The 24,349-nt window shown below is 67.9% G+C and carries 16 protein-coding genes; 1 reads left to right on the top strand and 15 read right to left on the bottom strand.

All coding sequences use genetic code 11. From position 1 onward, the window contains the following. Positions 1-134 precede the first annotated feature (134 nt). From ACFVM3_RS16380 to ACFVM3_RS16310, 15 genes are all read right to left on the bottom strand, one after another. A complete protein-coding gene (locus ACFVM3_RS16380) occupies positions 135-3,869 on the bottom strand; it encodes a glycoside hydrolase family 2 TIM barrel-domain containing protein (protein ID WP_378439456.1) in 3,735 nt (1,244 codons plus the stop codon). Between the two features lie 22 nt (positions 3,870-3,891). Further along, positions 3,892-5,349 (bottom strand): family 43 glycosylhydrolase, encoded by a 1,458-nt coding sequence (locus ACFVM3_RS16375; RefSeq protein WP_378439454.1) that lies wholly within the window; start codon positions 5,347-5,349, stop codon positions 3,892-3,894. Between the two features lie 2 nt (positions 5,350-5,351). Further along, positions 5,352-7,886 carry an alpha-L-arabinofuranosidase C-terminal domain-containing protein gene (locus ACFVM3_RS16370; protein WP_378439452.1) on the bottom strand — a complete coding sequence of 845 codons (2,535 nt, stop codon included), beginning with the start codon at positions 7,884-7,886 and terminating at the stop codon, positions 5,352-5,354. Between the two features lie 236 nt (positions 7,887-8,122). Next, positions 8,123-9,370 (bottom strand): multiple monosaccharide ABC transporter permease, encoded by a 1,248-nt coding sequence (mmsB, locus tag ACFVM3_RS16365; RefSeq protein ID WP_378439450.1) that lies wholly within the window; start codon positions 9,368-9,370, stop codon positions 8,123-8,125. Positions 9,371-9,373: 3 nt separating this feature from the next. Then, complete coding sequence (gene mmsA, locus ACFVM3_RS16360) at positions 9,374-10,897, bottom strand: multiple monosaccharide ABC transporter ATP-binding protein (protein WP_340681616.1); 1,524 nt, start codon at positions 10,895-10,897, stop codon at positions 9,374-9,376. Between the two features lie 4 nt (positions 10,898-10,901). Next, positions 10,902-12,029, bottom strand: coding sequence for a multiple monosaccharide ABC transporter substrate-binding protein (gene chvE, locus ACFVM3_RS16355; protein ID WP_378439448.1), 1,128 nt, complete (start codon positions 12,027-12,029; stop codon positions 10,902-10,904). A gap of 26 nt (positions 12,030-12,055) precedes the next feature. After that, on the bottom strand, positions 12,056-13,561 hold the full coding sequence (gene araA, locus ACFVM3_RS16350; protein ID WP_378439446.1) for an L-arabinose isomerase: 1,506 nt from the start codon (positions 13,559-13,561) through the stop codon (positions 12,056-12,058). Beyond that, the gene (locus ACFVM3_RS16345; RefSeq protein ID WP_125782774.1) at positions 13,558-14,244 is read right to left on the bottom strand and encodes an L-ribulose-5-phosphate 4-epimerase; all 687 of its coding nucleotides are present in this window, start codon (positions 14,242-14,244) and stop codon (positions 13,558-13,560) included. The genes araA and ACFVM3_RS16345 overlap by 4 nt, the downstream gene beginning before the upstream one ends. Further along, complete coding sequence (gene araB / locus ACFVM3_RS16340; RefSeq protein WP_378439445.1) at positions 14,241-15,914, bottom strand: ribulokinase; 1,674 nt, start codon at positions 15,912-15,914, stop codon at positions 14,241-14,243. Before araB ends, ACFVM3_RS16345 begins: the two co-directional genes overlap by 4 nt. A 156-nt stretch (positions 15,915-16,070) precedes the next feature. Further along, on the bottom strand, positions 16,071-17,054 hold the full coding sequence (gene yjfF / locus ACFVM3_RS16335) for a galactofuranose ABC transporter, permease protein YjfF (protein WP_378439443.1): 984 nt from the start codon (positions 17,052-17,054) through the stop codon (positions 16,071-16,073). Further along, positions 17,051-18,088 (bottom strand): ABC transporter permease, encoded by a 1,038-nt coding sequence (locus tag ACFVM3_RS16330; RefSeq protein ID WP_257486322.1) that lies wholly within the window; start codon positions 18,086-18,088, stop codon positions 17,051-17,053. Before ACFVM3_RS16330 ends, yjfF begins: the two co-directional genes overlap by 4 nt. Continuing rightward, entirely contained in the window at positions 18,085-19,605 is a 1,521-nt protein-coding gene (locus ACFVM3_RS16325) for a sugar ABC transporter ATP-binding protein (RefSeq protein WP_378439440.1), read from the bottom strand. Before ACFVM3_RS16325 ends, ACFVM3_RS16330 begins: the two co-directional genes overlap by 4 nt. A gap of 38 nt (positions 19,606-19,643) precedes the next feature. Then, complete coding sequence (locus ACFVM3_RS16320; protein ID WP_378439438.1) at positions 19,644-20,615, bottom strand: ABC transporter substrate-binding protein; 972 nt, start codon at positions 20,613-20,615, stop codon at positions 19,644-19,646. A 78-nt stretch (positions 20,616-20,693) separates the two neighbouring features. Further along, positions 20,694-21,707 (bottom strand): LacI family DNA-binding transcriptional regulator, encoded by a 1,014-nt coding sequence (locus tag ACFVM3_RS16315; protein ID WP_378439436.1) that lies wholly within the window; start codon positions 21,705-21,707, stop codon positions 20,694-20,696. Positions 21,708-21,816: 109 nt separating this feature from the next. Continuing rightward, entirely contained in the window at positions 21,817-22,863 is a 1,047-nt protein-coding gene (locus ACFVM3_RS16310) for a LacI family DNA-binding transcriptional regulator (protein WP_378439434.1), read from the bottom strand. A gap of 181 nt (positions 22,864-23,044) precedes the next feature. Between ACFVM3_RS16310 and ACFVM3_RS16305 the strand changes: the two genes are divergently transcribed. Next, complete coding sequence (locus ACFVM3_RS16305; RefSeq protein ID WP_378439432.1) at positions 23,045-24,346, top strand: extracellular solute-binding protein; 1,302 nt, start codon at positions 23,045-23,047, stop codon at positions 24,344-24,346. The last annotated feature ends 3 nt before the right edge of the window (positions 24,347-24,349 follow it).

Below are 24,349 nucleotides of genomic sequence, written 5' to 3'. Positions count from 1 at the left end.
TCGCCTGCTTCCTCGCCACGACACAAAGTCATAGCGCGATCAAGCGACACATCAAGTGAGACACACAGTACGACAACTCTCATGAGACTGAAGAACGGTTAGAACCGTCCTTACCACTCACGAGGCGCAAAGGGTCAGCCGCCGGTCGGCACCCCCGCCCGCGCTTCCTGCGACGTCAACGGCCGAAGCGACAGCGTGTACTCGTACGTGCTGTCCGGTTGGACCTGGCTGCGTTCCCGCACCGGATTGGGCGTGTCCCCGACGCCGGTCACCGCGTGGCTCGCGTGCAGCGTGAACCAGCCCTTGTTGCGCTGCAACTGGAAGGGATACGCCGCCCGGTCGAGGTCGTCGAACGGTGTCACGCTGACGTCCTTCGCGCCGCCGACCAGCAGGCCACCGGTCCGGCCGTCGGTGAGCAGCGCCCACCGGCTGTCGGTGTGGTTTCCGTGGTCCTGCGGCCGGTGGTACTCGACGTACTGCTGGTCCACCGTGCTCGACTGCACGTCGATCGGCGTCCCGTCCTTCCGGTCGACGTAGCTCTCGGCTTTTCGCCCATACCAGGCGAACCGGTCGTATCGGTCCGGCACCGCGAGCGAGACACCGATCCGGGGCAGATACGGCAGTGTGCGCACGCTCCCTTGCGGTACCACCCGGTTGCCGAGGCTCAAGGTCCCGGTCCGGTCGACGGCGTAGGTCATCGTCTGGTCGAACCACGCCCCGGCGACATCAGGCGCCGCGACCCGGCTGTCGACGATCACCCGCACGCTTTGCGAGCCGTCCTTCTCGACCCGCACTCCGGTGACCGTGGTCTTCAACCGGTCCAGGCCCGCCTTGCGCCAGTCCTCGCCTTCGGCCCGGCCCCAGGCGAAGGTCTCGTTGCTGATGGGCGCCCGCCAAGCGTCGAGCTTCGGACCGGCGGTCAACAGTTCCTTGCCCTGGTGCCGGATCGACGCCAGCGCGCCGGTGGCCTTGTCCACCCGGTACGTGACCCCGGCCGCCGACGCCGTCACCGAACCCGCGTCCTCGACGACCCCGACGGCCTTGCCGTCGAGAGGAGTCCGGTCCAGGCCGGGCACCCGCTTCCCGCCCAACGAGAACTGGTCGTGTGCCAGGACGTGTCCGCGCGCGAGCATCGGTTCGCCCTGGGTCGTCACCGCCTCGACGGTGAGGAACCGCTCCCGGTCCGCGGGATTCGGCGGTACGGGTACGGCGACCCGGCCGGTCGTCCCGGCGCCGACCCGCAACGGCTGTTCGCCACGGGCGACGATCCGGGACCCTTCCTGGATCCGCCATCGCAGGTTCAACTCGTCGGTGCCCTTGAACTGACGCTCGTTGGTCACCGACAACGAACCACCCGAGTAGGCGAACCGGAGCGGTTGGTGTGCCCACGCCATCTGCGCGGTCTCCGGCTGCGCCACACGATCCGTGCCGATCAGACCGTCCACACCGGACAGGCTGGAGCCGTACGACAGGTGGCTCCCCTGGTCCGTGACGCTGTCGAAGTCCAGCGCCAGGACGGCACCGCCGGCCGGGGTGGCGCCGGACAGCTCCGCCGCGGACAGCGGCTTGTCGTAGATGCGCACGTCGTCGACGGCGCCGCGGCCCATCCAGCCGATACTCGACGGGTCGTTCCATGACGTCTCGAAGTCACGGCCGATGTTGACCTCCGCCGACGACGAGTCGATCGCGCCGGTGAACGGTTTGCTCCCGATCTCCTTGCCGTCGAGATAGAGCCGCAGGGCGGTTCCGTCGTAGGTGCCGCTCACCCGGTGCCAGTTGCCGTAGAAATCGGCGGGTACCTTCGCCTGCACCGCCTGCCACGTTCCACTGTGGATGAAGAATTCCAGCGTGTCCTGCGTCTTCATCTTGAGCGCGTACTGGTGGTCACCCTTGCCGAGGATGCGGAAATCGCCGGTCCACTTCCCCGGCTTCACCCAGGCGTCCAAGGTCAGCGCCTTCCCGGTGATGTCGAGCTTCCGGTCGCGGTAGACCTCGACGAAATCGTCCAGCCCGGACAGCGCCAGCGCCTTGCCGCGATGGCCGTCGACCAGCTCCGGTTTGCCACTGAGATGCGCCGAGATGTCGTTGCCGGACGAATCGGGCGTGATCCGGATCCGCTGCCGGATGTTCTGCTCCGCCCAGTCCCAGATGAACCCACCCTGGGTCTGCGGATTCGCCCGGATCGTGTCCCAGAACTCCCGGAAGTTGCCGAGACTGTTGCCCATGGCGTGGGCGTACTCGCCGAAGATCAGCGGTTTGGTGGTGTTCTTCGCCTGCTCGGCGAACTTCTCCGGGGACGGATACCGCGGTCCCCACACGTCCGCGAACGGCGCGTCCCCGTCCGGGCTGTTCGACTGGTGGTAGATCGGCCGGGTCGGTTCGTTCGCGTCCAGCCATTCCGCCAGTGCGAAGTGATGCGCGCCGAGGCCCGCCTCGTTGCCGGTGTCCCACAGGAAGACGCTCGGGTGGTTCTTGTCCCGTTCGACCATGCCGATCATGCGGTCGAAGAACGCGTCCCGCCAAGCCGGGTCGTTCGCCTGGCAGTACCGGGCGCAGTTCTCGTGGTTGTGGGTCTCGATGTCGATCTCGTCGTCGATCCAGAGCCCGTGGCGGTCGGCCAGTTCGTAGAAATACGGGTCCGACGGGTAATGCGAAGTGCGGACCGCGTTGACGTTGAGCTGTTTCATCAGCTCGACGTCGCGTTCCTGCGCGCGCCGGGGCACGTGCCTGCCGTGGTCGGGGTCGGTCTCCGCCCGGTTGACGCCCTTGAAGAGCACCCGTTTCCCGTTGACCAGCAGCTGTTTGTCGCGGATCTCGATCTCGCGGAACCCGACCGTCTCACTGGTGATGTGCGTGACGCGGCCGTCGGGCGCTGTCAGCGTGAGGACGGCCGTGTACAGGTTCGGCGTCTCATCTGTCCACTTCGCCGGATTGCGGACGGGCAGGCTCAACGCGGTCTTGCCGCCCGCCTCCACCTCGCCGCTCGCGGTCCCGACCTCCTTGCCCGCCGCGTCACGCAGGCTCAGCCCGACACGATGCTTGCCCGTGGTCCCGCCGGGTTTGGTGGCGACCTCGACCGCGGCCTTGAGGGTGGCGTCGGTGTAGGTCGCGTCGAGGTCGGTCGTCAGCCCGACGTCCTGGATGAACGTCCCTGGCGTCGAATGCAGGGTCACCGAGCGGAAGATGCCCGAGTATCGCCACTGGTCGACGTCCTCCAGGTAAGCGCCCGCGCTCCAGCGGTGCACCTGCACGGCGATCCGGTTCGGGCCAGCGCGCAGCGCGGAGGAGATGTCGAACTCCGCCGGCGTGTAGCCGCCCTGGTCGTAGCCGATGTACTTCCCGTTGACCCAGACGAAGTACGCCGACGTGACACCCTCGAAGCGCAGGAAGGTCTCGCGTTCCGTCCAGTCCGCGGGCAGGGTGAAGTCGCGGACGTAGGCCCCGGTCGGGTTGACGTCACGCGGGACGCGCGGCGGGTCGTCGGGCTGGATCTCGGTGGCGATGTTGCGGAAGATCGGGTGGTCCAGACCGTCCGTCTGCCAGGTGTGCGGGACGGACACTTCGCGCCAGCGCGACGCGTCGTAGCCGTCCTCGTGGAATCCAGGCGGGACCTGCGACGGGTTGTCCGCCATCGCGATCCGCCACTTGCCGTCGAGCGACTGGGTGTACGGACTGCGTTCGTCCCGGCGAGCCGCGGCGGAGATGTCGGCGTAGGGACGAAGGAAGGCGTGCGGTGGCTCCTGGCCTTCGGCGACTTTACGTGGATCGTCGAGATAGGACTGGACGTCGGCGGCCGCCGGAGTGACGGCCGCTACGAGGGTCCCGGCGAGCATCGCCAGGACCACGACGATGGGGCGTGTTCGCAGCACTGCGTTCAACCTCCCAGAGAGTTCAGCTGAGCCGGAAGCTGACCCGTTGACGATCCCGCACCGCGGTACCGGGGCGGAAGACCAAGATCCTTCCCTTGTCGTGGGCCAAATAGGTGGCAGGTTCGCCCGCGAGGCGGAACGACACCGCCAGCCGGTCGGAAAGACCAGGCACCTGGGTGAAACTCGCCGCCCGGCCGTACGCGTCGCTCTCCTCGTACGGATCGATCCGCACGGTCGCCGGGTCCACGACCCGGACGTACCGGTCCGGGAAGTTCACCGACTGCAGTGCGACGGTTCCCGCTCCACGGAACCCCGCGACGATCCGGAACTGCGAGTCGGCGAGCTCGCGGACGTTGGCATCGGCGGTCAGCCGGTACTCGTAGTGCCGCACGTACAACGCCGGATCGTCCAACGGGGACAGTCGCACGCAGGTGCCGCCTTTGCCCACGGGGACACCGAAGCTCGGCGTGCCGTCGACGTTCCAGTACAGCCGCTGGACTCTCGTGTGCCGGTTCGGGTCGTACAGCGGATCGCCGGTGATGTCGCGGTAGTCGCGGGCGTGGTACACGAGCACGTCGGACCCGTCCTCGGCGACGGTGAAGGAATTGTGCCCCGGCCCGTACTGCCGGGTGGCCTCGTTCGTGGTGAACACCGGCTGCGGTGACTTCGTCCACGAACGCGGGTCGAGCAGGTCCGAACGCTCGTCCGCGGTGAGCAACCCCATGCAGTAGCGGGCGTCGGTGGCGCTCGCCGAGTAGGTCATGAACACCCGCCCGTTGCGGATGAGCACCGCCGGCCCCTCATTGACCTTGAAGCCCTGGATCTCCCAAGGCAGGGTCGGCACCGCGAGCCGGACGGGATCGCCTTTGAGGGCCAGCGGCGAGGCCATCTCGGCGAGGTACAGGTTGCTGTTGGTCGCGATCCCGGGTTCGCTCTGCGCCCAGGCGAAGTACCGTTTGCCGCGATGCTCGAACGTCGTCGAATCGAGCGTGAAGGTGTCCCATTTGGTCACCATCTGCCCGCGCAGCACCCACGTGCCCGCCCGCGGATCGTCCGAAGTGGACTCCAGCACGTAGGTCCGGATGCGGAACACGTCGTCGGAGTCACCCGCGGCGAAGTACACGTACCAGCGCCCGTCGATCCGGTGCAGTTCCGGCGCCCAGATGTGACCGCCCATCTTCCCCGACGACGGACGTCGCCAGATCGTCGTCTCCCTGGCGGTGGCCAGGCCGTCGATCGTGGCGGCGCCACGCACGACGATGCGGTCGTACTCCGGCACCGAACCGGTCAGGTAGTACATCCCGTTCACCGGCCGGGTGATGAACGGGTCGGCCCGCTGCTCGACCAGCGGATTCCGGGTGGTCAACGACGCGGGAGCGGCCTCGGCGGCTTGGGCCGTACCCGGCACCAGGCTGCTGACGGCGGTGACGGCCAGGAGCCCGCCTCCGGCTTTGAACAGGTCACGACGGTCGATGGTCATGGTCATCCCCTCACTCGGGCCGGGAACCGCAGGAAGGTCACGGAGTTCGGTGGGAAGGTGTAGGTGAAGGTGTTCGACACCCCGGAGAACCGTGATTCGCGTGGCGCGATCGGCGTGCTGAAAGCGGTGTTGACGTCGTCCGGCGAGCCTTGGAGCGTCGTCACGCGGGCGGTGGAACCCGGCTGGACGCGGGTGCCGAGATCGACCCGGGTGCGGGCGGCGGCGGCCTGGGCGTTGACGACCTTGACCACGTGTTCGCCGGTCTTGACGTCGCGGGTGACGACCTGGCGGAACGGTTCGGCGACCTTGTCGTCGGTGAACGAGCCCCACTTCTGTCCGTCGAGGAACAGCGTCACCTGACGGCCGCGGACCTCGACCCGCAGGTCGTACTGTCTGCCGGTCTCGATCTTGGTGTCGTTCTGGAGCAGGGTCGATTTGCCCCCGCCTTCGGTCTTCTCGACGGCGGAGACGGTGTTGTTCCAGCCGCCGAGGTTCCACCAGTAGTTGTTGCCGGTGTCCTTGACGCCGAACGCGACCAGGAAGCCTTCCCTGCCACCGGTCTTGGTCGCCTTCACCGAGAAGTCGTAGTTGCTCCACGAGGGATCACCCGCGGTCACCAGGGTGTTCTCGGCGGCCTGGTCCGACTGGACGTAGGCCCCGTTCGACACCGCCCACGAACCCCGTCCGGCCACCTTCGACCAGCGCGAGTCGTCGCCGGAGAAGTCGTCCGAGAACAGCTGCGCCCCGTCGGCCGACGTGACCTTGACGTCGTCGTAGGCCGCGCTCGTCGCCCAGGTCGACAGTCCGATCGCGCCCGAGATCGGCGCGACGGTGGCAGGCGTGGCCGACGCCTTGCTCGGGACGACGTGGTCACCGACGTTGGTCATGAACAGCTTCTGCGTCTCGTAGCTGGCCGACCCCCACGAACGCTGGTTGTCGAACCAGATCATGTCCGGTTTCCACTGCACGTAATCGGTGTTCGCCAGTAGCGGCGCGTACGACGCGAGCTTGACGACGTCGGCGTTCCGCTCCAGCCCGGTCATGTACGCGGCTTCGGCCAGCGCGTTGCCGAACTTGTTGTCCAGCGAGGCGTACTCGCCGAGGAACACCTTCGGGCCGTTGCGGTCATAGGTGTCGTAGCGCTGGTTGTTCTGGAGGAACCACTGCGGGCTGTTGTAGTAATGCTCGTCGACCATCGAGACCTTCGCGTTCCGGTTCAGGTCCCAGAGCCGGTCGAACGTCGTGCCGGTGTCGTCCGGCCCCGAGTTGCTGATCACCGTGATCCCCGGATACTTCGCCGCGATCGCCTTGCGGAACTCGGTGAAGCGGGCGAAGAACTCGTCGGGCAGGTTCTCCTCGTTGCCCACGCCGACATGCGTCAGGTTGAACGGCGCCGGATGCCCCATCTCGGCCCGCTTCTTGCCCCAGGTCGAGGTGACCGGGCCGTTGGCGAACTCGATCAGGTCGAGCGTGTCCTGGATGTGCCGCCGCAGCAGCGCCGGGTCGTCGGTCGCCTTGTTCTGCCCGCAGCCGGTGACCAGCGCCGGCACCACCGGCAGCGGCATCGCGCCGATGTCCTCGGAGAACTGGAAGTACTCGTAGTAGCCGATGCCGTAGGACTGGTTGTAGCCCCAGAAGTTCGCGTTCGTGGCCCGCTGCTCGACCGGGCCGATGGTGTCCTTCCACTGGTACGAACGTTTCCGTTCCCAGTTCGGCGCCTCGTAACCCTGGTGGCTGCCGGTGTTGACGAGGCAGCCGCCGGGGAAGCGCACGAAACCGGGCTTCAGCGCGGCGATCTTCTCCGCCAGGTCCGCCCGCATGCCGTTCGGCCGGTTCTTGTAGGTGTCGCGCGGGAACAGCGACACCATGTCCAGCCGCAGCGTGCCACCGCCGGACGCGGTCAGCGCGAGCCTGCCGAGCGCGCTCGACTCCCGCGCCCGGACACTGCCGGTGTACTTCACCCAGCCGTCGCCGCGGACCTGCACCCGCAGCGGATCGGCGAGCGCCTTGCCCGCCGGATCGGTGACGGCCACCGTCAGCGGAGTGCCCGCCGCCCGATCGGTCCTGGCGAACACCGAGAAGTCGTACTGCTTGCCCTTCTCGACCCGGATGCCCGAGTTGTAGCCGGAGTTCGCGACGCCGTATTCGCCACCGGCGAGGTCGAGCTTGAGATAGCGGCGGTTCCGTTCGTTGAGCCGCCGGTCGTCGTCGGCCACCGTCGCCGTGCCGGTGCCCCCGTTGAGTGAGGTGGGCGCCCACGACGTCAACGGTGTGTACGACGCGTTGTCGGCCTTGTCGTACTCGAAGGAGCGGTTCTGCACGAGTTCGGCGTACAGCCCGCCGTCCGCGGCACGGTTGATGTCCTCGAAGAAGACGCCGTACATCGAACGGTCGATCGTGGCACCACGTCCCGCCGCGTCCACGGCGAGGCTGTAGTCGGTCGTCGGTGTCTGGCCCGAAGCGGTCTGAGCGGGCACGAGGACGCCGGCGGCGATGGTCAGGGACAGCACACTTATCCGGATGGACTTGCTGCGCACAGCACTTCCTTTCGCTTCTTTGCGAGGAAACCGGGGGTGAGGCGTGAGCGGCGGCGTTGCGAAAGCCACTTTCGCAACGTTGAAGGTTGCGAAAGTGGCTTTCGCAACGTGTCCAGTGGGGCCACGACCGGGGGGGCATCGGAGCGGACGGCTGGGCGGATGTCCTGAAAGCCACTTTCAGGACATCCGACGTCGCGAACGTGGCTTTCGCGACGCACCCCCGACCGCGCACACCTTCAGGCGGCGGTGCGGGCCCGCCGTTTGGTCCAGATGTCGTAGGCGACGGCGGCGAGCAGCACGAATCCCTTGACCAGGTTCACGCTCTCGGTCGGCGCGCCGATGAGGGACATGCCGTTGTTGATCACGCCCATGATCAGGCCGCCGGTGATCGCGCCGACCACCTTGCCGACGCCGCCCTGCACCGCGGCGCCGCCGATGAACGCCGCGGCGATCGCGTCGAGTTCGAACATGTTGCCCGCGGTCGGCCCGGCCTGGTTCAGCCGTCCGGCCACGATGATGCCGGCGAGCGCGGACAGCACGCCCATGTTGACGAAGATCCAGAACGTCACGGATTTGACCTTCACTCCGGACAGCGTCGCTGCCTGGAGGTTCCCGCCGATGGCGTAGATGTGGCGGCCGAACACCGCCCGCGTCGTCACCAGCGAGTAGCCGATCACCAGCACGGACAGCAGGATCAGCACCCACGGCAGGTTCTTGTACCGCGCCAGCTGCACCACCACGAACAGCACGACGGCGGCCGCCGCGACGATCTTCAGCAGGAACATCGGCAGCGGGTCCACCTCCTGCAGGTAGTTCAGCCGGGCCGTCCGCTTGCGCCACCGCGAGACGACGGCGCCCGCGATGGCGAGTGCGCCCACCAGGAGGCTGACCACGTCGGCGCCGCCGAGCGGGCCGAGCCCGATGTTGCCGAGGTAGCCACCGGTGAACCCGTTCGCCAGCGTCCGCACCTCGTCCGGGAACGGACCGATGCCCTGGTTCCCGAGCACGGTCAGGGTGAGGGCGCGGAAGATCAGCATTCCCGCCAGCGTCACGATGAACGCGGGGATGCCGAAGTAGGCGACCCAATACCCTTGCCACGCCCCGATCACCGCGCCGACGGCCAGCGTGATCAGCAGCGCGAGCGGCCACGCCATGCCCACGTTCACCATCAGCACGGCCGAGATCGCGCCGGTCAGCGCCACCACGGAACCGACCGACAGGTCGATGTGCCCGGCGATGATGATCAGGATCATGCCGATCGCGAGGATCAGCACGTACGAGTTCTGCACGATCAGGTTCGAGATGTTCTGCGGTTCCAGCAGCGCGCCGCCGGTGAGGATCGAGAACAACACGACGATCAGCGCGAACGCGACGTAGATGCCGCTCTCGCGCGGGTTGAACGAGATCCGGCGCGGCGCCCTGGCCGGTGCGGCTCCCTGCTGGTCACCGACACCGGTGACGGTGTCGGCGGAGGCGGTGCTCATGTCTTACTCCTGTTCCCTGGTCATCGCCCGCATGAGGACCTCTTGGGTGGCCTCGGCCCGGCCGACCTCACCGGTGATCCGGCCCGCCGACAGCGTGTAGATCCGGTCGCACAGACCGAGCAGCTCCGGCAGCTCGGACGAGATGACCAGGACGGCCTTCCCCTCGTCGGCGAGCCGGTTGACGATCGTGTAGATCTCGTACTTCGCGCCGACGTCGATGCCGCGGGTGGGCTCGTCGAGGATCAGCACGTCCGGATCGGTGAGGATCCACTTGGACAGCACGACCTTCTGCTGGTTGCCGCCGGAGAGCGTGCCGGTCACGCTGCGCACGTCCGGTGCCTTGATGTTCATGCTCTTGCGGAATTCCTCCGCGACACGATGTTCTTCGTTCTCGTCCACCCAGCCGCGCCGGGCGAGTTTGCCCAGCGCCGCGCCGGAGATGTTGCGCTGGATGTCCTCGATGAGGTTGAGCCCGTAGCGTTTGCGGTCTTCGGTGGCGTACGCGATCCCGTTGGCGACGGCGTCGCCGACCGTGCGCACCTCGATCTCCTTGCCGTCCTTGATCAGGCGTCCGGAGATGTCCTTGCCGTACGAGCGGCCGAACACGCTCATCGCGAGCTCTGTCCGTCCGGCGCCCATCAGCCCGGCCAGTCCGACGATCTCGCCGCGCCGCAACGTCAGGCTCGCGCCGTCCACGACGACCCGGCCGTGTTGCGTCGGGCTGTGCACGGTCCAGTCCTCGATCCGGAGGACCTCGTCGCCGATCCGCGGTTCCCTCGGCGGGAACCGGTTCTCCAGCTTCCGGCCGACCATCCCGGCGATGATCCGGTCTTCGGTCACCGTGCTCGCGTCGAGCGTCTCGATCGTCCTGCCGTCCCGCAGGATGGTGATCGAGTCGGCGATCGCGGCGATCTCGTTGAGCTTGTGCGAGATCAGGACGCAGGTGACGCCGTCGTCGCGCAGGCCGCGCAGCAATTCGAGCAGATGCGCCGAATCGTCGTCGTTCAGCGCCGCCGTCGGCTCGTCCAGGATCAGCAGTTTGACCTCTTTGGACAGTGCCTTGGCGATCTCGACCAGCTGCTGTTTGCCCACACCGATGTCGAGCACCGGCGTCACCGGGTTCTCCCGCAGGCCGACGCGCCGCAGCAGCTCGCCCGCCTCGGCGTTGGTCCGGTTCCAGTCGATCAGCCCGCCGCGTGCCTTCTCGTTGCCGAGGAAGATGTTCTCCGCGATGGACAGCTGCTGACACAGCGCGAGTTCCTGGTGGATGATCACGATGCCGCGGCGTTCGCTGTCGCGGATCGCGGAGAACGCGCACGGCTCGCCGTCGAAGACGATCTCGCCGTCGTACGAGCCGTGCGCGTAGACGCCCGAGAGCACCTTCATCAGCGTGGACTTGCCCGCGCCGTTCTCGCCGCAGATCGCGTGGATCTCTCCCCGGCGCACCGACAGGTTGACGTCCTGCAGCGCCTTGACGCCGGGGAAGGTCTTGGTGATCCCCCGCATCCGAAGGATTTCGTCGGTCACGTCGCTACCTCAGCTGTTCCGCTTTGTAGTAGCCCGAGTCGATGAGTTCCTTCTGGTAGTTCCCCTTGTTGAGGATCACCGACTCCAGCAGGAACGCCGGGACGACCTTCTGGCCGTTGTTGTAGTCGGTGGTGTTGTTGGTCTCGGCCTTGCCGCCCTTGAGCACCGCGTCGGCCATCTTGACCGTGGTCTCGGCGAGTTTGCGGGTGTCCTTGAAGATCGTCGAGTACTGCTCGCCCGCGATGATCGACTTCACCGACGCGACCTCGGCGTCCTGGCCGGTGACCACGGGGTACGGCTGGCCCGGGGTGCCGTAGCCGTTGCTCTTCAGCGCCGAGAGGATGCCGATCGAGAGCCCGTCGTACGGCGAGAGCACGCCGTGCACCTTGTCGCCGGAGCTGTAGGTCTTGGTCAGCAGGTCTTCCATCCGCCGCTGCGCGGTCGCCGCCTGCCAGCGCAGGATCGCCGCGACGTTGAACGCGGTCTGGCCGCTCTTGACGACCAGCGTCCCGTTGTCGAGGTACGGCTTCAGCACCGACATGGCACCGTTGAAGAAGAACGTCGCGTTGTTGTCGTCCGGCGAACCGGCGAAGAGCTCGACGTTGAACGGTCCCTTGCCCTCACCGGGCGAACCGTCCTCCTTGAGCACCTTGAGCCCGGTGAGCAGCGACGTAGCTTGCTGCACACCGACCTTGAAGTTGTCGAAGGTCGCGTAGTAGTCGACGTTCGGGGTGTTGCGGATCAGCCGGTCGTAGGCGATGACCGGGATCTTCTTGTCCGCGGCCTCCTGCAGCTGGGTGGTGATCGCGGTGCCGTCGATCGAGGCGATCACGAGCAGCTTCGCGCCCTTGGTGATCTGGTTCTCGATCTGGTTCACCTGGGTGGGGATGTCGTCCTCGGCGTACTGCAGGTCGACCTGGTAGCCCAGCTTCTCCAGCGCCGCCTTGATGTTGTCGCCGTCGTGGATCCACCGCTCCGACGATTTGGTCGGCATGGTGACGCCGACGAGGCCGCCGGCGGCACCGCTCGCGGCCGCCTGCTGATCGACGGTCTTCTCACTCGAACCGCAGGCCGTGAGCGCGGCACCGAGGCCGACCGCCACGGCCAAAGTGGCCAGTTTCGTGAACTTCATTGTTCCTTCTCTCCGGTGGGGACCGATCAGAATCCTTGTGCGAGCCGGTAGTAGGCCTGGTTCCAGCGCATCCGGTCGGCGATCGAGGCGGGGGTCGTGGCCTGGTCGATCACCAGCAGCTCGACGTCGAGCATGGTGGCGAAATCCCGGATCGATTCGGCGCCGACGGCCTGCGTGAGCACCGTGTGGTGCGGCCCACCCGCGGTGATCCACGCTTCGGCGGACGTCGCCAGCGACGGCGCCGGCTTCCACACCGCACGCGCGACCGGCAGGTTCGGCAGCGGTTCGTCCGGCGCGACGACCTCGACCTCGTTGGCCACCAGGCGGAACCGGTCGCCGAGGTCGGCGAGGCCGATCACGACGGCGTCACCGGCGGCGGCGTCGAACACCAGCCGGACGGGATCCTCGCGGCCGCCGATACCGAGCGGGTGGATCTCGCACGAAGGCTTGGCGGCGGCGATGGTCGGGCAGACCTCGAGCATGTGCGCGCCGAGGATCTTCGGTTCGCCGGGTCCGAAGTGGTAGGTGTAGTCCTCCATGAAGGACGTTCCCCGCTCGGAGTCGCGGCCCATCGCCTTCACCGCGGTCAGCAGCGCGGACGTCTTCCAGTCCCCCTCGCCGCCGAAGCCGTAGCCGTCGGCCATCAGCCGCTGCACCGCGAGCCCCGGGAGCTGCCGCAGTCCGCCGAGATCCTCGAAGTTCGTGGTGAACGCGCCGAAACCGCCGTCCGTCAGGAACGTGCGGAGCCCCTTCTCGATCCGGGCCGCGTAGCGCAGCGACTCGTGCCGCTCCCCCGCCTTGGTCAGCTCGGGCGCGAGCGCGTACGTCTCGGCGTATTCCTCGACGAGCGTGTCGACCTCGGTGTCGGGCACCGCGTCGACCAGCGCGACCAGTTCGTTGACGCCGTAGGTGTTCACCGAGACGCCGAACTTCAGTTCCGCCTCGACCTTGTCCCCGTCGGTGACCGCGACGTCGCGCATGTTGTCACCGAACCGCGCGAGCTTGAGCGAGCCGATCGTCTGGCGGCCGACCGCCGCGCGGACCCACGCGTCGATCCGGTCGGCGACCGACGGATCCGCCGCGTGCCCGGCGACGGTCTTGCGCGGCACGCCGAGCCGGGTCTGGATGTAGCCGAACTCGCGGTCGCCGTGCGCGGCCTGGTTCAGGTTCATGAAGTCCATGTCGATGGACTGCCACGGCAGTGCCTCGTTGAGCTGGGTGTGCAGATGCAGCAAGGGTTTCCGCAGCGCGTCGAGCCCGGAGATCCACATCTTCGCCGGCGAGAACGTGTGCATCCACGCGATCACGCCGACACAGGCGTCGTCCGCGTTCGCCTCGAGCATCACGCGCCGGATCGCCGACGGTTCGGTCAGCACCGGCTTCGCGACGATCCCGGCCGAGATCCGGCCGGTGTCGGCCAGCATCCGCTGGATCTGCAACGACTGGCCCGCGACCTGTTCGAGGGTTTCCTCGCCGTACAGCGCCTGGCTCCCGGTGAGGAACCAGACCTCGGTCTTCCGCTGTGTGCTCACTTCTCTCCCTGCTGGCCGTAGACGTTCTGGTAGCGCGCGTAGAGCCGGTCCACGTCCTGTTCGGACAGTGGTTCCGGGGTTCCCAGCGCGGAAGCGATGTGGACGGTCTTCGCGACGTCCTCGACCATCACCGCGGCCTTGACCGCGTCCCGTGCGGTGCGGCCGACGGTGAACGGGCCGTGGTTGCGCATCAGCACCGCGGGCGAGCGGCTGGACCGCAGCGTCTCGACGATGCCCCGGCCGATCGAGTCGTCACCGATCAGCGCGAACGGTCCGACCGGGATCTCGCCACCGAACTCGTCCGCGATCATCGTGAGCACGCACGGGATGGGCTCCCCGCGCGCCGCCCAGGCGGTGGCGTAGGTCGAATGCGTGTGGACGACGCCGCCGACCTCGGGCATGTGCCGGTAGACGTAGGCGTGCGCGGCCGTGTCCGAAGACGGCGCCAGGTCGCCGTGGACGACTTCGCCGTACAGGTCGGTGACGACCATGGTGTCGGCGGTCAGGTCGCCGTAGGACACCCCGGACGGTTTGATCACCATCAGGTCGTGCCCGGGGACACGTGCCGACACGTTGCCCGCGGTCCAGATGACCAGTTCGTAGCGGGTCAGCTCGCTGTGCAGCCGCGCGACGGTGTCCCGCAGTTCTTCGAAGGTGTCCGTGATCTCCACGGCGAGGCTCATCGGTGCTGTCCTTTCCTGGCGGCGCGGCGGCGGGCGGCGAGCCGGTGCATGACGTCGTTGGTCCCGCGGCCGAAGTAGTCGTGCAGCTCGGCGTACTCGGCGTAGAGGTCGTCGTAGGCCTTCACGTTCTCGGCGATCGGACGGTGGACCGCGCGGCGGACCGAGCCCATCGCGAGCGCGGCGGCCGGGACGTCCGGATGCGCTCCGGCCGCGACGGCGGCGTGGATCGCGGAGCCCAGCGCGGGACTCTGCGCGGATCCCGCCACCGAAAGCGGCAGGTTCGTGACGTCGGCGTAGATCTGCATCAGCAGCGGGTTCTTGACCAGGCCGCCGGCGACGATCAGTTCGGTGACCGGCACCCCGGCGCGGTCGAAGGTCTCGATGATCGTCCTGGTGCCGAACGCGGTCGCTTCCAGCAGCGCGCGGTAGGTGTCCTCGGCGCGGGTCGCGAGCGTCTGCCCGACGACGACGCCGGACAGTTCGTGGTCGACCAGCACCGACCGGTTCCCGCTGTGCCAGTCGAGCGCGACGAGACCGTGTTCACCGATCTCCTGCGTCGCGGCGAGCCGGGTGAGCAGCTCGTGGACGGAGATCCCTGCTTCCCTGGCATCGTCCACATAGGACGCCGGGACGCCGTGTTCGACGAACCACGCGAAGATGTCGCCGACGCCGCTCTGCCCTGCCTCGTAACCCCATCGCCCGGAAACGATCCCGCCGTCGACGACGCCGCACATCCCCGGCACCTCGCGCAGTTCGGCGCCGTTCATCACGTGACAGGTCGAGGTGCCCATGATCGCGACCATCTGCCCCGGCTCCACCGCCTGGACGGCGGGCGCGGTGACATGCGCGTCGACGTTGCCGACAGCGACGGCGATCCCTTCCGGCAGCCCGGTCCATTCCGCCGCCTGGGCGCTCAGGCTTCCCGCCTTCGCGCCGAGAGCGCCCAGGGGGTGCATGAGCTTGTCGTCCACGAAGGACCCGAAGCCGGGCGCGAGCTCCTCCAGGAACTCGGCGCTCGGGTAGCGGCCGTCCTGGAGGATGCCCTTGTACCCGGCGGTGCACGCGTTGCGCACGTACGTCCCGGTGAGCTGCCAGACGATCCAGTCGGCGAGTTCGACCCAGTGCCGCATCCGGTCGTAGACCTCGGGCGCCTCTTCGAAGACCTCCAGCGCCTTGGCGAACTCCCACTCCGAAGAGATCAGCCCGCCATAGCGCGGAAGCCAGGACTCGCCGCGCTTGCGCGCCAGCGCGTTGATCCGGTCCGCCTGCGGCTGCGCGGAATGGTGCCGCCACAGCTTCACGTAGGCGTGCGGATTCCCGGTGAACTCGGGCAGCTCGCACAGCGGCGTGCCCTGGGCGGTGGTCGGCACCATCGTGCAGGCGGTGAAGTCGGTGCCGATGCCGATCACGTCGGCGGGATCCGCCCCGGCGGCGCGGATGGCTTCCGGCACGGCGGTGCGGAGGACGTCGACGTAGTCCGACGGCACCTGCAGCGCCCAGTCCGGCGGCAGACCGTGGCCGGTCTGCGGCAGGATCCGGTCGATCACGCCGTGGCGGTACTCCGAAACCGCGCTGCCCAGTTCCGCGCCGTCGCGGACGCGGACCACGACGGCCCGGCCGGACAGCGTCCCGAAGTCGACGCCGACGACCAGCGGCTCCCCTGTACTCACTTCTTCTCCCGCATTGTTAGCGTTCACATTTCTGGTCGAAAACCACGATCACGCGTGTTCGAAGCCGTAACTCACGTGATTGAAGCCGTAACTCGCGTGTCTCCAGGCGATCCGGCTCCAATCACGCGAGTTACGCCTTTGATCACGCGAGTGACGTCATGGGGCTCGCCTGCCGACGAGGCGTTGCAGGACGATGAAGGCGAACAGCAGCGCGCCGGTGATGATCGAGGTCCACCAGGAGTTCAGCGTGCCGTCGAAGGTGATCAGGGTCTGGATGATGCCCAGCACCATGATCCCGAGCACCGTCCCGAGGACGTAGCCGGAGCCGCCGGTGAGCAACGTGCCCCCGATGACGACGGCCGCGATCGCGGTCAGTTCCAGCCCGACGCCGTTGAGCGGATCGCCGGAGGACTTGTACAGCACCAGAAGGAGACCGCCGAGCGCGGAACAGAACCCGCTGAGCGTGTAGACCGAGATCCGCGTGCGGCCGACGTTCAGGCCCATCAGCAGCGCCGACTTCGGGTTCCCGCCGATCGCGTACACCGTCCGGCCGAACCGCGTTCCGTAAAGGACGTACGCGGCGGCGGCGACCACGACCAGCGCGACGACCACACCGATCGAGATGTGCAGCTCCCCGCCGAGCGGAATCTGCGTCTGCGCGAGGCTCGCGACCGTCGGGTCGTCGATCGAGTACGCCTGGGTGCTGATCGTGTAGCAGAGCCCCCTGGCGAAGAACATCCCGATCAGGGTGGCGATGAACGGCTGGATCTCGAAGACCTGGATCAGCACGCCCATCCCGAAGCCCAGCGCCGCGCCGATCGCCAGTACCGCGGGGATCACCGCGAAAACCGGCCAGCCCTGGTTCTGCAGCAGGTCGGCGGAGACCACAGTGGACAGCGCCACGACAGAACCGACCGACAGGTCGATCCCGCCGGTGAGGATCACGAACGTCATCCCGACGGCGACGACCAGCAGGAACGCGTTGTTGATGAACAGGTCGAGCACGACCTGTCCGGAGCCGAACGCCGTGTAGCTCGACGCGCCGTAGATGTAGGCGGCGATGAGCATCGCCATCGTCGCCAGGATCGGCAGATGCCGCTGCCTCGGCCGATAGCCCTTGATGCGGTCGAGTGTGGTCATACCCCGGCCTCCACCTTCTCCGGCACGACGGCGGCAGACGGCGGGGCCGTCTTTCGCCGCCTCGCGAGCTTCTTGCGGAACACCGGCGACTGCAGCAGGCAGACCGCCAGCACGACCACGGCCTTGAACAGCATGATCGCCTGCGGTGCGATCCCGAGCGCGTAGACGGTGGTCGTCAACGTCTGGATGAGCAGCGCGCCGATCACCGATCCGGTGAGCGAGAACCGGCCACCGGTCAGCAGCGTCCCGCCGATGACGACGGCGAGGATCGCGTCCAGTTCGATGAACTGCCCGGCGTTGTTGCCGTCGGCGCTGTGCACGTTCGCGCTGATCATCAGTCCGGCGATGCCGGCGCAGAGCGCGCAGAAGACATAGGTGAGCCAGATCAGCCGGGCCGAGCGGAGCCCGGCGAGCCTGCCGGCCTCCGGGTTGCCGCCCACCGATTCGACCAGCAGCCCCAGCGCCGACCGGCGGACCAGCACCGCGGCGATGGCGAACACCGCCAGCGCGATGAGGATCGCGCTGGGCAGGCCGAAGGTGAACCCGCTGCCGATCCACTCGTACGGATGGGAATTGACGGTGATGATCTGACCGCCGGTGATCAGCTGGGCGATACCGCGGCCCGCGACCATGAGGATCAGCGTCGCGATGATCGGCTGGATGCCCAGGACCGCGACGAGCCAGCCGTTCCACACCCCGAGCGCGAGGGCCAGTCCCAGCGCCATCCCGACCGCGGCGAGCGTCCCGCCGAGGCTGTTCTGGTCGCCCAGTCCGCTGATGTGCAGGCAGGCCAGCGCGCCGCTGATCGCGACGACCGCCCCGACGGAGAGGTCGATCCCCCGCGTCGCCACCACCAGCGTCATGCCGATCGCGATGAGGATCAGCGGGGCGCCGTTCTTCAGGATGTCGATCAGGTTCCCGTAGAGGTGCCCGTCGCGGAATTCGATCGCGAAGAACGCCGGATGGACGATGAGGTCGCCGAGCAGCAGCGCCAGCAGCGCGACGACGGGCCAGAACAGACGATGCTTGGTCATCGTGCGACTCCTTCGGCCATCGTCGCCATGACGCGGTCCGCGGTCAGCGATTCGTTGTCCAGTACGGCGACCACCGCGCGGTCGCGCAGCACGACGACTCGGTGGCTCAACCGCAGCACCTCCTCGAGTTCGGCGGAGATGAACACGACGGCCATCCCCTCGCTCGAAAGCCGGGCGACCAGCCGCTGGATCTCGGTCTTGGCCCCGATGTCGATACCGCGCGTCGGCTCGTCGAGGATCAGCAGCCGGGGTTCGGTGATGAGCCACCTCGCCAGCAGCACCTTCTGCTGGTTGCCGCCGCTCAGGTCGCCGACCTTCGCTTCCGCGTTCGCGGGCCGGATGTCGAGCATCTCGATGTAGCGCTCGGCGATCTCGTCCTGCCGCCGCCGCGGGATCGGCCGCGCCCAGCCCCGCGAGGCCTGCAACGCGAGCACGATGTTCTCGCGCACGGTGAGTTCCTCGACGAGTCCTTCGGTCTTGCGGTTCTCCGAACAGAACGCGATCCGGTGGTCGAGTCCGGTCCGCGGCGTCTTCAGCGACACCTGCTCACCGTCGATCCGCACGGAACCGCTGTCCGCGTGATCGGCGCCGAACAGCAACCGCGCCAGCTCGGTGCGACCCGAACCGAGCAGCCCGGCGAGGCCGACGACCTCGCCCGCCCGGATGTCGAGCGAGAACGGCGCGACACCGCCCTTGCGGCCGACGTCGCCCGCTTCGAGGAACACCGGCGCGCCGGCGAGGTCGGATCGGCTGTGACCCGCGTCCTCGATGTCTTCGAGTGCTTCGAGTTCCTTGCCGATCATCCTGGTGACCAGGTCGACCGGGGTGATCTCCTCGGTGCGGTACTCGCCGATCAGCTTCCCGTTGCGCAGCACCGTCATCCGGTCCGCGACGGCGAAGACCTGCTCGATGAAATGGGAGACGAACAGGATCGCCATCCCCTGGTCCCGCAGCGAACGCACCACGTTCAGCAGCTGCTCGACCTCACCGGCGTCCAAACTGGACGTCGGTTCGTCGAGCACGAGGACACGCGCGTCGACGTCGAGCGCCCTGGCGATCGCGACCAGTTGCTGCACCGCGATCGAGCAGCTGCTCAGCTCGGCCGAAACGTCCACTTCGACGTCCAGCCTGGCCAGCAGCGCGGCCGCCCGGCGGCGCGTCTCACGCCAGTCGATGCGGCCGCGCCTTCGCGGCTCCTTGCCGAGGCAGATGTTCTCCGCCACCGAAAGGTTCGGGCAGAGGTTCACTTCCTGGTAGACGGTGCTCACGCCGGAGCGCTGTGCTTCTCCCGGGCCGCTGAACGCGACCGGGGAGCCGTCGAGTTCGATCGTGCCCGCGTCCACCCCGTGAACGCCGGTGAGCACCTTGATCAGGGTGGACTTGCCTGCGCCGTTCTCACCCATCAGTGCGTGCACTTCGCCGGGGAACATCCGGAAGGAAACCTCGTCGAGGGCGACCACGCCGGGAAATTCCTTCCGGATATGACTCATCCGCAGGATCGCAGGGGGTTCTGTCATCGCTGACCTTGTTCTCGGGGGGGGACGCGGGTCCGGGATCAGTACTGGCGTTGCGGCAGGGCGGCCTTCGCGGCGGCCTGGTCGAATTCGGTCTCGGTGGTCTCGATGCGCGGGGGCACCTGCTCACCGGCGGCGACCTTCTTCACCAGGTCCATCAGCTGCGGCCCGAGCAGCGGGTTGCACTCGACGACGTGGTTGATCTTGCCGTCGGCCAGTGCCTGCAGGGCGTCGCGGACACCGTCGACCGAGACGATCTTGATGTCCTTGCCGGGGACCTTCCCGGCCGCCTCGATCGCCTCGATGGCGCCGAGGGCCATGTCGTCGTTGTGCGCGTACAGCACGTCGATCTTGGGCTGGGACTTCAGGAAGGCCTCCATGACCTCCTTGCCCTTCGCGCGGGTGAACTCACCGGTCTGCGACGCGACGACCTTGAGCTTCGGGTTCGACGAGATGACGTCGGCGAAACCCTTCTTGCGGTCGTTCGCCGGCGCGGAACCGGTGGTGCCCTGCAGTTCCACGATGCTGACGTCGCCCGCCGCCGAGCCGAACTCCTTGGCCAGCCACTCGCCCGCCTTCCTGCCCTCGGCGACGAAGTCCGAACCGAGGAAGGTCTTGTACAGCGACTTGTCCGGCGAGTCGACGGCCCGGTCGGTCAGGATCACCGGGATGTTCGCCGCCTTCGCCTCCTTGAGCACGGTGTCCCAGCCGGATTCCACGACCGGCGAGAAGGCGATCACCTTCACCTTCTGCTGGATGTAGGACCGGATCGCGGCGATCTGGTTCTCCTGCTTCTGCTGCGCGTCGGAGAACTTCAGCTCGATCCCGGCCGCCTTCGCGGACTCCTGGATCGACTTCGTGTTCGCCGTGCGCCAGCCGCTCTCCGCGCCCACCTGGGCGAAGCCGAGGGTGAGGGCGCCGCCGCCACCCGCTCCGCCGCCACCGCCGCACGCGGAGAGCAGGAGCAGCCCGGCCACTCCGGCCACGATCGCCGTCCACGGTTTTCTTGCCACATCGACTCCTAGATCCGCACTGATCAATTGAGTTAGCGTTAACACTTGCGCCTTGAGCCAGGGAAACGGCTCCGGGTGCTACGAAAGACCGGTGCTCTCCCGAACGATCAGTTCGGGGACCACCAGGTCGCGATCTCGGTTCTCACCACCGTTCATCCGGCGGCGGAGCAGGTCGAACGTGCGCCTGCCGACCTCGACGAAGTCCTGGCGCACCGTCGTCAGCGGCGGCGTGTAGTAGGCCGCCTCCGGAACGTCGTCGAAGCCGACGATCCGCATCTCCCCCGGCACGTTCACCCCCGCCTCGGTACAGGCACGGAGAAAACCGAGGGCCATCTGGTCGTTCGCCACGAACACCGCGTCCAGCCCCTTTTCGCCGACGAGGGATCGCCCCGCCGCGTACCCGGAACGCGCGCTCCAGTCACCGCGGATGACGGGCGGGATCCGTACGCCGTGCCGCTGCAGGGTCTCGCGCCAGCCACGTTCGCGATCGAGCGCCTCAAGCCAGTCTTCGGGTCCGGCGACATGCCAGACCGTCTCGTGACCGAGGCCGAGCAGGTGCTCGGTGGCGCGCCGCGCGCCGTCGTACTGGTCGACCGAGATCACCGGGACCGGCGCCTTCTCCCCGCCGCCGACCGCGACGAGCGGTACGTCGCTGGGCGCCGCCTCCAGCGCACGCGCGGCGGTGACGTGCGGCGCGATCACGACGATGCCTTCGACGGCCTGGCGGCGCAGGCGCTCCACCGCGTCCGTGATGGACGACCGGCCGGGACGGCTGATGCTGGTTATGGTCGTCGCGTAGCCGGCTTCGCGGGCGGCGTGCTCGATACCGCTCAGGGTGCTGGCCGGACCGTAGAGGTTGGCCTCCAGCGCGACCACACCGAGCGTGCCCGAGCGACCGGTGACCAGCGCGCGGGCGACCGAGTTCGGCCGGTAGTCCAGCTGCTCGATGGCGGCGTTGACCCGGACGCGCGTCTCGGCGCGGACCGGCCCGGTGCCGTTGATGACCCGCGAGACCGTCATATGCGAAACACCCGCGAGCGCGGCCACGTCGGTGAGACTGGCCTGCTTGCTCTCGGTGGTTTCGCGCGCCATCGCCTGTCTCCCAATCCCGGTACCGTGTGACGAGTGCCGCAAGTGTTAGCGATAACACCAGCCGGGTCAAGTGCCCTTCGAGTCACAGTCGGGTCACGGAGCCCCGGGATCAGCTGGAGGCGCGATGCGTGAGCGAGACCGGCAAGATCCGCTGGCGGGGCTTGAGATCCCGGTCGTCCATCACCGCGAGCAGGGTCTCGACCATCGCCCGCACCTGTTCGCGCGGGTCCTGATGGACCGACGTCAGCGGCGGGTCCATCTCCGGCGCGAGGGTCGCGTTGTCGTCGAAGCTGACGACGGCGACGTCCGACGGGATCCGCCGTCCGGCGGAATGCAGGGTGCGGAGCGCGCCGAGGGCCATCATGTCGCTGGCCACGAACACGGCGTCGAGGTCGGGGCGGCGGGCGAGCAGGTTCGCCATCGCCTTCGCGCCGCCGGTCAGGGTGAAGTCGCCTTCCTCCATCAGGTCCGCCGGGTCGAGCCCGGCGTCGAGGAGGGTCTTGCGCCAGCCGGAGAGCCGGTCGATCGCCGCGCTCTGGTCCTGCGGGCCCGCGATCGTGGCGATCCGGCGGTGGCCCGCCTCGACCAGATGCGCGACCGCGAGCTTCGCGCCGCCCTCGTTGTCGAAGTCGACGACGTGGACACCGCGTTTCAGCCCCGCCGCCTGTCCGCCGTACACCACCGGGATCCTCAACTGCCGCAACGCCTTGGGCAGCGGGTCGGTCCGGTGCGGCGCGAAGACCAGTACGCCGTCGACGTGCCCGCCGTCCAGGAACCGGACCGTGCGGTCGAGATCCTCGCGGGTGTCGCTGAAGATCAAGACCATCTGGCAGCCGACGTCGGCGAGTTCGCGATAGCCCGCGCGCATGACCGCAGTGCGGTACGGGTCGTCGAGCAGCCGCGCCTCCGGCTCCGAGAGCACGACCGCGACCGCGCCGGTCCGCTTGGTCACCAGCGATCTGGCCGCCTGGTTCGGGGAATAGCCGAGTTCCCTGGCCGCGGCCTGGACCTTCTCACGGGAGCGCGCGCTGACGTAGCCGTCGTCGTTCAGCGCACGGGACGCCGTCGACCGGCTGACCCCGGCGGACGCGGCGACGTCTTCCAGCGTCGGCCTGCCGTCTTCCTCTGGTCGAGGCCCCACCCGCGCCACCTTCACTCTTCAGCTCCATCCGGACACCGACAGCTTAGTGCTCGGCGCGCGCCGACACTGAGAGCGCTCCCCTGATGGAAACACTCTCATTACGAGCCCTTGACACCGCCATACCTTGGCGACAGACTCGGCGCATCCTGGGAGCGCTCCCATTTTCTCCTCACCCCCATCAGTAAGGGATAACGACGTGAGAAGCATCCGGAACGGCCTGGTGCTGGCACTGGGTATCACGATGACGACGTTCGGCCTGGCGGCGTGCGGCGGTGACGACGGCGGCGCCCCCGCCGCGTCGGACCCGAACGCGAAGGTCGAGCTGTCGCTGGCGACCTTCACCGAATTCGGCTACGAGGAGCTGATCCCCGAGTACGAACGGCTGCATCCGAACATCAAGATCACCCACCGCAAGACCGGTCAGGGCGGGCCGTACCACCAGGATCTGATCACGAAACTGGCCGCGGGTTCCGGCCTCGCCGACGTCACCGCCGTCGAGGAAGGGCACCTGTCGAACGTCCTCGACAAGGGCTCGAAGTTCAACGACCTGACCAAGATCGGCCCGGCGGAGGCGTCCCCCGACCGCTGGCTCGGCTGGAAGTACGACGCGGCGAAGACCAAGGACGGCAAGGTCATCGGCTACGGGACGGATATCGGCCCGCTGGCGATGTGCTACCGCAAGGACATGCTCGAAGCGGCGGGGCTGCCGTCCGACCCCGAAGCGGTCAAGCCACTGTTCGCGACCTGGGACAGCTACTTCGCCGCCGGCGACCAGTACGTCGCCAAGACCGGCGGGAAGGCGTGGTTCGACTCGGCCGCGCAGAACTTCAACGCCATGGTCAACCAGCTCCCCACCGGCTACATCGGCAACGACGACAAGCCGACGCTGGAATCGAACCAGGGCATCAGGGATGCCTGGACCAAGGTGACCGGCGCCGTCGCGAAAGGACAGTCGGCCAAGCTGACCGCGTTCAGCAACGAGTGGAACTCCGGTTTCAAACAGGGCGCGTTCGCCACGAAGGTGTGTCCCGCGTGGATGCTCGGTGTGATCGAGGAGCACTCCGGTCCCGAGAACGCGGGCAAATGGGCGGTCACCGCGGCCTTCCCCGGTGGCGGCGGGAACTGGGGCGGCTCGTACCTGACCGTGCCCACGCAGTCGAAGCACCCGAAGGAGGCGGCCGAACTCGCTGCCTGGCTGACCGCGCCCGAGCAGCAGATCAAGGCGTTCAAGGCGAAGGGCACCTTCCCCAGCCAGGTCAAGGCGCTTGAGGACCAGGCGCTGCTGAGCGAGACCGACGCCTACTTCGGCGGCGCCAAGATCGGCCAGCTGTTCGCCGAGCAGGCGAAGAAGGTCGCGAAGCCGCAGTACAAGGGCCCCGGCGACGGTCAGATCCAGGAGAACGCGTCGAGCCCGGCGCTGCAGGCCGTCGAACAGGGCAAGTCGGCGGACGAGGGCTGGACGCAACTGCTCGACGCCGCGAAGAAGATCACGCGCTGACCG

It is taken from the genome of Amycolatopsis sp. NPDC057786 (genome assembly GCF_042797905.1).
Taxonomy (GTDB): domain Bacteria; phylum Actinomycetota; class Actinomycetes; order Mycobacteriales; family Pseudonocardiaceae; genus Amycolatopsis.
This window is presented reverse-complemented; position numbering and strand designations above follow the sequence as displayed.